The following is a 4,422-nucleotide window of genomic DNA, read 5'->3' as shown; positions in this document are numbered from 1 at the left end:
GAGATGGATCTTTCACTTCGGTGACCTGGAGACAGGTGCTGCATGGCTGTCGTCAGCTCGTGTCGTGAGATGTTCGGTTAAGTCCGGCAACGAGCGCAACCCACGTCCCTAGTTGCCAGCATTCAGTTGGGCACTCTATGGAAACTGCCGATGATAAGTCGGAGGAAGGTGTGGATGACGTCAAGTCCTCATGGCCCTTACGGGTTGGGCTACACACGTGCTACAATGGTGGTGACAGTGGGTTAATCCCCAAAAGCCATCTCAGTTCGGATTGTCCTCTGCAACTCGAGGGCATGAAGTTGGAATCGCTAGTAATCGCGGAACAGCATGCCGCGGTGAATACGTTCCCGGGCCTTGTACACACCGCCCGTCACACCATGGGAGTTGGTTCTACCCGACGGCCGTGCGCTAACCTTTTGGAGGCAGCGGACCACGGTAGGATCAGCGACTGGGGTGAAGTCGTAACAAGGTAGCCGTAGGGGAACCTGCGGCTGGATCACCTCCTTTCTAAGGAAGCGCCTAGCAGACTGACATGTCAGTCTCGTGACGCGACTTAGCAGAGCATCAGTCAGATGCTCATATTGACGGCCGAACCGTCCTCATATCCCTTCAATGTCAAGTATCGGGCCCCCGGCCTGAATGGGTCGGTAGCTCAGGTGGTTAGAGCGCACGCCTGATAAGCGTGAGGTCGGAGGTTCAAGTCCTCCTCGACCCACCATCATTCCCGCAGCACGGGATGCGGGGCCTTAGCTCAGTTGGTAGAGCGCCTGCTTTGCAAGCAGGATGTCATCGGTTCGAATCCGATAGGCTCCACCATTTCCCCCTGGTTCTGCCGGGTGGGCTGGGATCGACATGATCAGACAGCACCTTTTGTGGTTCTGTCTCGTCCTGTCGGACGCGGATCCTTCGGGATCCTTTTAACATCGTTCAGAGAGAATAATCGGCGTTGTCGGCCGCATCCAAGTGGGGATGCGGTGGTTCGGCACTCTTCGGAGTGCGACCAACGATGACGTTGTCCAAGTCAAGTACAACTAACCAATGTTCTTGTTCATCGAACAAGAGCGGGAATGTACATGCTTTTGATCGGAAGCGACCCCGCGGAAACGCAAAAGGCCGCGGTGTGAAGGCTAGTCCTTCTTCTTCCGGATCAAATCAAGCGCGATAAGGGCGTTTGGTGGATGCCTTGGCAGTAAGAGGCGATGAAGGACGTGATACTCTGCGATAAGTCATGGGGAGCTGAGAATAAGCTTTGATCCATGAATTTCCGAATGGGGAAACCCACCTGAATGTTCGTTGTTGTTACCTTCGGTAATCAACAGCGTTCATGACCAGGTATCTTTTACCTGAATACATAGGGTTTAAGAAGCGAACCCGGGGAACTGAAACATCTAAGTACCCGGAGGAAAGGAAATCAACAGATACTCCCCCAGTAGCGGCGAGCGAACGGGGACCAGCCGAGCCATGATGATGACTAGAATGATCTGGAAAGATCAGCCAGAGCGGGTGACAGCCCCGTATAGGAAGTCTGATTGGACGTATTAAGTAGGGCGGGACACGTGAAATCCTGTCCGAAGATCGGGGGACCACCCTCGAAGGCTAAGTACTCCTTACTGACCGATAGCGAACCAGTACCGTGAGGGAAAGGTGAAAAGCACCCCGACGAGGGGAGTGAAACAGTTTCTGAAACCGGACGCCTACAAGCAGTCGGAGCATCCTTGAGATGTGACGGCGTACCTTTTGTATAATGGGTCAACGACTTGGTCTGTCTAGCAAGCTTAAGCCGTTAGGTGTAGGCGCAGCGAAAGCGAGTCTTAAATGGGCGACAGAGTTAGACGGATCAGACCCGAAACCGAGTGATCTAGGCATGAGCAGGCTGAAGGTTGGGTAACACCAACTGGAGGGCCGAACCCACACCTGTTGAAAAAGGTCGGGATGACTTGTGCCTAGGGGTGAAAGGCCAATCAAACTCGGAGATAGCTGGTTCTCCGCGAAAGCTATTTAGGTAGCGCCTCGGATGTATTCCTTGGGGGGTAGAGCACTGCATGGATGATGGGGGCCCACAGCCTTACTGAGTCTAAGCAAACTCCGAATACCCAAGAGAACTGTCCGGGAGACACACGGCGGGTGCTAACGTCCGTCGTGGAGAGGGAAACAACCCTGACCAACAGCTAAGGCCCCCAATTCGTGGCTAAGTGGGAAAGCATGTGAGACTTCCAAAACAACCAGGAGGTTGGCTTAGAAGCAGCCATCCTTTAAAGATAGCGTAACAGCTCACTGGTCTAATCAAGAGGTCTTGCGGCGAAGATGTAACGGGGCTCAAGCCACGAGCCGAAGCTTTGGATGCACACTTGTTGTGCGTGGTAGCGGAGCGTTCTGTGATATAGAACGCTGCCTCTTTAGCCCTTCGGGGTTGCGGAGGCATTGTTCTGACTGTGAAGCCGGGCCGTGAGGCAACCGGTGGAGTGATCAGAAGTGAGAATGTTGACATGAGTAGCGACAAACAGGGTGAGAGACCCTGTCGCCGAAAGTCCAAGGGTTCCTGCTTAAAGCTAATCTGAGCAGGGTAAGCCGGCCCCTAAGGCGAGGCCGAAAGGCGTAGTCGATGGGAACCAGGTTAATATTCCTGGGCCAGGAGATGGTGACGGATCGCAGAGGTTGTCAGTCCTTATCGGATTGAACTGGCAGCTGAGCGGTCCCTGGAAATAGCCCTCCATGAGACCGTACCCGAAACCGACACAGGTGGACTGGTAGAGAATACCAAGGCGCTTGAGAGAACCACATTTAAGGAACTCGGCAAAATACCTCCGTAAGTTCGCGAGAAGGAGGCCCGATTGGCAGGCAACTGTCGGTCGGGGGCACAAACCAGGGGGTGGCGACTGTTTACTAAAAACACAGGGCTCTGCGAAGTCGCAAGACGACGTATAGGGTCTGACGCCTGCCCGGTGCCGGAAGGTTAAAAGGAGATGTGCAAGCATTGAATTGAAGCCCCGGTAAACGGCGGCCGTAACTATAACGGTCCTAAGGTAGCGAAATTCCTTGTCGGGTAAGTTCCGACCTGCACGAATGGCGTAACGACTTCCCCGCTGTCTCAAATGTGGACTCAGCGAAATTGAATTGTCTGTGAAGATGCAGACTTCCCGCGGTTAGACGGAAAGACCCCATGCACCTTTACTACAGCTTCGCACTGGCATCAGGATTGCGATGTGCAGGATAGGCGGTAGGCTTTGATATCGGGACGCCAGTTCCGGTGGAGCCATCCTTGAGATACCGCCCTTCGCACTCTTGATGTCTAACCGCGGTCCGTTATCCGGATCCGGGACCCTGCGTGGCGGGTAGTTTGACTGGGGCGGTCGCCTCCCAAACAGTAACGGAGGCGCGCGAAGGTTGGCTCAGAGCGGTCGGAAATCGCTCGTTGAGTGCAATGGCAGAAGCCAGCCTGACTGCAAGACTGACAAGTCGAGCAGAGTCGAAAGACGGCCATAGTGATCCGGTGGTCCCGAGTGGAAGGGCCATCGCTCAACGGATAAAAGGTACGCTGGGGATAACAGGCTGATGATGCCCAAGAGTCCATATCGACGGCATCGTTTGGCACCTCGATGTCGGCTCATCTCATCCTGGGGCTGGAGCAGGTCCCAAGGGTACGGCTGTTCGCCGTTTAAAGAGGTACGTGAGCTGGGTTTAGAACGTCGTGAGACAGTTCGGTCCCTATCTGCCGTGGGTGTTGGATACTTGAGAGGAGTTGCCCCTAGTACGAGAGGACCGGGGTGAACGTTCCACTGGTGGACCTGTTGTCGTGCCAACGGCAGTGCAGGGTAGCTATGAACGGACAGGATAAACGCTGAAGGCATCTAAGCGTGAAGCCCCCCTCAAAACAAGGTATCCCTTGAGAGCCGTGGAAGACCACCACGTCGATAGGCCGGAGATGTAAGTGCAGCAATGCATTCAGTTGACCGGTACTAATGGCTCGATAGGCTTGATTTGATCCGGAAGAAGCAGGATTAAGCTTCCTCCAAAAGCATCAACTTGGACAACAAACTGCCAAAAGCAGCAACGCCGAGCGTTCCTTTCCTGGTCTGGTGGCCCTAGCGCGAGCAAAACACCCGATCCCATCCCGAACTCGGCCGTTAAGTGCCGCTGCGCCGATGGTACTGCGTCTCAAGACGTGGGAGAGTAGGTCACCGCCAGACCTGGAAAGAAACGCAGATCTCTCTGAAACGATGAAAAAACCGATCCAGGACAATCCTTGACGCGGGGTAGAGCAGCCCGGTAGCTCGTCAGGCTCATAACCTGAAGGTCGTAGGTTCAAATCCTACCCCCGCAACCAAATACTATCAGCTATATCAGTACCTTATCAGCCTCCATCGCGGGAGGATTCCTGCGTTGCGTTCACCCGTGCTACAACAGTGCTACGCTCAGGCGCCG

The 4,422-nt window shown here is 54.5% G+C and carries 3 tRNA genes and 3 rRNA genes; all 6 read left to right on the top strand.

The window, feature by feature from the left end:
- Window positions 1–507 (top strand): 16S ribosomal RNA (locus BMX67_RS19225); the annotation flags it as partial.
- A gap of 134 nt (window positions 508–641) precedes the next feature.
- A tRNA-Ile gene (locus tag BMX67_RS19220) sits at window positions 642–718 on the top strand.
- 22 nt (window positions 719–740) lie between these two features.
- Window positions 741–816 (top strand) — tRNA-Ala (locus BMX67_RS19215).
- Window positions 817–1,150: 334 nt separating this feature from the next.
- Window positions 1,151–3,981 (top strand): 23S ribosomal RNA (locus BMX67_RS19210).
- 91 nt (window positions 3,982–4,072) lie between these two features.
- Window positions 4,073–4,187, top strand: a 5S ribosomal RNA gene (gene rrf, locus BMX67_RS19205).
- 60 nt (window positions 4,188–4,247) lie between these two features.
- Window positions 4,248–4,324, top strand: a tRNA-Met gene (locus BMX67_RS19200).
- The last annotated feature ends 98 nt before the right edge of the window (window positions 4,325–4,422 follow it).

This window comes from Paracoccus homiensis (assembly GCF_900111675.1).
In the GTDB taxonomy this organism is placed as follows: Bacteria; Pseudomonadota; Alphaproteobacteria; order Rhodobacterales; family Rhodobacteraceae; genus Paracoccus; species Paracoccus homiensis.
The sequence above is the reverse complement of the archived record's forward strand: the minus strand, read 5'-3'. Positions and strand labels throughout refer to the sequence as shown.